This window comes from Vibrio sp. M260118 (assembly GCF_036533755.1).
Lineage (GTDB): Bacteria > Pseudomonadota > Gammaproteobacteria > Enterobacterales > Vibrionaceae > Vibrio.
Genome location: NZ_JATABG010000308.1, coordinates 1 through 4,376, shown reverse-complemented (window position 1 = coordinate 4,376; position 4,376 = coordinate 1). Strand labels below are relative to the sequence as shown.

Sequence of the window (4,376 nt, the reverse complement as noted above, 5' to 3'; positions counted from 1 at the left end):
GCCGTTTTGTTATTTAATAGCGTCTAGTTTTGTTCGTAACAAGGATATGCGATGTATATGTTGAATGGAGTCTGTTCAGATTCTATCTCTTTGAGCGACCGCTCGTTTCAATATGGGGATGGCTGCTTTACCACTATGCTGACCCGAAATGGCAATATTTGTCATTGGCCGCTGCATATCGAACGAATCAACGCTTGCCTAGATGCTTTGCATATCCCTAGGCCAGATTGGCAAGTGATTGAAGCGTGGCTATCTGAAATGATCAGTCATGAACCAAAAGCGGGTCTAAAACTGCATATTAGCCGCGGTGAGGGGGGAAGAGGATATAGCCCTACTCAAGTGGCGTCACCAAATGTTACTATTAGCGACTTTATCTATCCGGCTCACTATGAACAATGGAAGCAGGATGGGGTAGAGCTCGGCATCTGTCAGCACAGGCTAGGGCATGTACCTCTATTAGCAGGACATAAGCACAATAATCGCCTCGAGCAAATCCTACTCAAAGCTGAGTTAGAACAAGGCGCTTTTGCCGATGGTGTTGCACTAGACCTCGATGGCAACGTTATCGAAACCACCATGGCTAACCTGTTCTGGTTGCAAGGCGGAAAGTTGTATACACCTAAGCTAGATAAGGCGGGTGTTAGCGGCGTGATGCGCAGAGTGGTGCTCGAATGGGCTGATAGCGAAGGTGTTGATGTTGAAGTGGGTGATTTTCCGCTCTCTTCATTGTTAGCTGCCGATGAAGTGTTTATGACAAACTCTATCCTTGGTGTAGCCCCGGTGCGAGCCATTGACAGAAGCCAATTTGATATTGGAAAAATAACAAAACGAATTCAGGAGATGATCGACTCGTGATTAAAAAAATCACTCTCTTTTTAGTATTGGTTGGCGCTTTAGCTGCTGGTGGTTATTTCTATATTGCCAATCAAGTTGAGCAGTATGTCAATCAGCCTATCCAAATTGAACAGCCGCAGATATTTACCCTTGCGCCGGGCACGAGTTTTCATCGTGTTCTCGATCAGCTTACCGAAGCGGATATGATTGATAGCAGCGAGGTCGTTAAATTGGTGCGTCGCTTTCATCCTGAGTTAACTCAAGTGCGAGCGGGCACTTACTTAATTGAAGCCGGGTCAACACTAAAGTCGACGTTAGAGCAGTTCAAGCAGGGAATCGAGCACCAGTTCTCGATTACATTTGTTGAAGGTTCTACTTTCAAAGAGTGGCGTGAGATTATTAAAAACGCACCGTATCTTGAGCACGAGCTAGATGATTTAAGTGAAGCCGAGATTGCAAACAAGCTCGATGTTCCGCATGAGAAATTAGAAGGTCTACTGCTTGCTGAAACCTATCACTATACCTTTGGTGCGTCAGACTTTGACATTTTAAAGCGCGCGGCCGACAAGCTAGAGATGGTGCTTGATGAGCACTGGGCCACTCGCCAAGATAAGCTACCACTTAAATCACCTTACGAAGCGTTGATCTTAGCGTCAATCATTGAGAAAGAGACCGCTGTCGAGTCTGAGCGTGAACGTGTTGCAGCGGTATTTGTTAACCGTTTAAATAAACGTATGCGCTTACAGACCGATCCGACCGTTATTTATGGCATGGGCGATAAGTACGACGGGAACATCCGCAAGAAAGATTTGCGCACGCCAACGCCATACAACACTTACACGATTTCTGGTCTGCCACCCACGCCAATTGCTATGCCGGGCGAAGCATCTATCAAAGCGGCAATGAATCCAGAAGAGAGCAATTACCTCTACTTTGTCGCGAGCGGCAAGGGTGGACATGTATTTTCAAAAACTTTGGCGGAGCACAATCGAGCTGTTCGAGCCTATTTAAAACAATTAAGAAGTAACAAATGAGTGAAGCTAAGTTTATTGTCATCGAAGGTCTAGAAGGCGCAGGTAAAAGCACCGCGATTAGTGCAGTGCTAGATTCGCTTAACAAAGCAGGCGTTGAGAATATTCAACAGACCAGAGAGCCAGGTGGAACTGCGCTAGCCGAAAAGCTGCGTACGCTGGTAAAGCAAGAGCATGAAGGTGAAAACCTGCAAGATATGACAGAGCTTTTGCTCATGTACGCGGCGCGAGTTCAACTGGTCGAAAACGTTATTAAACCAGCATTAGCTTCTGGTCGTTGGGTGGTTGGCGATCGTCATGATATGTCTTCACAAGCTTATCAAGGTGGTGGTCGTCAGATCCCGCGTGAGACTATGGCGGCACTGAAGCAAACTACGCTGGGTGAGTTTAAGCCTGATCTGACGATCTATCTTGATATTGATCCTAGGGTAGGTTTGGAACGTGCGCGTGGCCGTGGTGAGCTAGACCGTATCGAAAAGATGGATATGAGCTTTTTTGACCGTACGCGCGAACGCTATCTAGAATTGGCGAAGGGTGATGACTCGGTAGTGATTGTTAATGCTGAGCAGAACATTGCGCAGGTGGCGTCTGATATCGCTGATGTTGTATCCAAATGGATGAGTGCTTAGCATGAACGAGCTATATCCATGGCTTTCTCCGATGTGGAAGGAGTGGCAAACTGCACTTCAAGCAGGCCGTTTTTCTAATGCAATTCTACTGATTGCAGAAGAGGGCATGGGGGCTGAACACTTGGTCGAACAGTTCGGCCGAGCAGTAATGTGTCAGAACTACCCTGCTGAAGCGTGTGGCTTTTGTCATGGCTGCCAGTTGATGGAATCTGCTAATCATCCTGACTATCACGTCGTTAAGCCTGAAAAAGAGGGCAAATCAATTACCGTTGAGCAAATTCGTCACTGTAATCGAATTGCTCAAGAGTCTTCTCAGTTGTCTGGTGCGCGCCTATTTGTGATTGAACCCGCCGAAGCGATGAATGAGTCAGCGGCCAACGCTCTGTTAAAGACACTTGAAGAGCCATCTGCGGCATGTATGTTTTTGCTCGTTGCCCATCGCTCGAACATGTTGCTGCCAACCATTACTAGTCGCTGTCAGCAGTGGCACCTCACTGTCCCTGACGCATTGTCACTCACTCAATGGCTCAACCAACAAGTTGATACACAAGTTCCTGCCTATGCGGCGCACCTCAATAATAATGCACCGATAGCAACGCTCGAATTTGTTAAACAAGATAAACAGAGCCAGTACTCGTCGATTGAGTCGGCTTTCCTGCAACATTGTCACAATCAATCAGATACGACTAAGCTTGCTAAAGAGTTGGCGAGTAATCATCACGAAAGCCTTAACTGGCTATGGCACCTATTGGTCGATGCGCAGAAAGTTCATTATGGACTGTCTGAGTTGTTTTTTACCCCTGGTGCGAAGCGATTATCAGAGATTGTCGGCTATCAGCAGCTCTATGTTCAGGCACAAGGGCTGTCTCAGCTTATCGATCAGCTGCGCTTACACACTGGGCTTAACGCTGAACTACTTATTCTAGATTGGCTATTTAAGTTTAACGAGGAACCATGTTTGTAGATTCTCACTGTCATCTGGACAAACTTGACTACCAAGAGCTTCACGACGGAATTGAAGATGTTGTGGCCAAGGCTAAAGCCGCTAACGTTAATGAACTTCTATCGGTTGGCGTAACCCTTGATTCGTTCCCTAACATGCTCGAAATGATAGAGCCCTTTGACAATATTTATGCTTCTTGTGGTGTTCATCCGCTAGATGTGGAAAGCGACTTCGCTCTTGATCGTCTCCATGAGTATGCAGCGAACCCTAGAGTGGTTGCGGTAGGGGAAACGGGTCTCGACTATCATTATCAGCCGGAAACTGCTGAGTTACAGAAGCTACGCTTTGAACAGCAGGTAGATTTGGCGGTGAAGCTAAATAAACCACTGATTATCCATACCCGAAATGCACGCCAAGATACTTTAGATATCCTAAGGATTGGCCATGCAGAGCAGTGCGGCGGCGTGATTCACTGCTTTACTGAGGATTTAGAGTTTGCTGAAGCGGCAATGGAGTTAGGCTTTTATATCTCTATTTCAGGCATAGTTACCTTTAAACAGGCAAAAGAGTTAAAAGAAGTGGTTAAAGCGATACCGTTAGAGCGAATGCTGATTGAAACCGATTCTCCTTATCTTGCGCCCATCCCTCATCGTGGTAAACAAAACCAGCCAGCTTATGTTGTTGAGGTCGCTTCTTATATTGCACAACTTAAAGGTTGCTCTTTAGGGGAAGTTGGAGAAGAAACCAGCAAAAACTTCCGCAAACTTTTTTTGAGATGAAAAAAGAGTTTTGGATAAAAAAGGAGCTAAGGCTCCTTTTTTTTTGTATCCCAAATCACACACCTTTAACTTTTGGTCGTTGTTTACGAAAAATGTTGATATTGAGAGAAAAAATAGATGATTTGTAATTATGTTACGCAAAATAACAACTGTATCTATT

5 protein-coding genes are annotated in these 4,376 nt (G+C 45.7%); all 5 read left to right on the top strand.

Going from position 1 to position 4,376, the window contains the following annotated elements:
* The first annotated feature begins 51 nt into the window (after positions 1-51).
* From pabC to QTO00_RS15530, 5 genes are read left to right on the top strand one after another with little or no spacing between them, the layout of a single operon-like run.
* Positions 52-855 carry an aminodeoxychorismate lyase gene (gene pabC, locus QTO00_RS15550; RefSeq protein ID WP_331425599.1) on the top strand — a complete coding sequence of 268 codons (804 nt, stop codon included), beginning with the start codon at positions 52-54 and terminating at the stop codon, positions 853-855.
* Positions 852-1,868 carry an endolytic transglycosylase MltG gene (mltG, locus tag QTO00_RS15545; protein ID WP_331425598.1) on the top strand — a complete coding sequence of 339 codons (1,017 nt, stop codon included), beginning with the start codon at positions 852-854 and terminating at the stop codon, positions 1,866-1,868. The genes pabC and mltG overlap by 4 nt, the downstream gene beginning before the upstream one ends.
* Positions 1,865-2,494, top strand: a complete 630-nt coding sequence (tmk, locus tag QTO00_RS15540) for a dTMP kinase (protein WP_331425597.1) — start codon at positions 1,865-1,867, stop codon at positions 2,492-2,494. The genes mltG and tmk overlap by 4 nt, the downstream gene beginning before the upstream one ends.
* A gap of 1 nt (position 2,495) precedes the next feature.
* Positions 2,496-3,458: a DNA polymerase III subunit delta' gene (gene holB, locus QTO00_RS15535; RefSeq protein ID WP_331425596.1), complete on the top strand. Its 963-nt coding sequence runs from the start codon at positions 2,496-2,498 to the stop codon at positions 3,456-3,458.
* Positions 3,449-4,216, top strand: coding sequence for a TatD family hydrolase (locus QTO00_RS15530; protein WP_331425595.1), 768 nt, complete (start codon positions 3,449-3,451; stop codon positions 4,214-4,216). The genes holB and QTO00_RS15530 overlap by 10 nt, the downstream gene beginning before the upstream one ends.
* Positions 4,217-4,376: the final 160 nt, after the last annotated feature.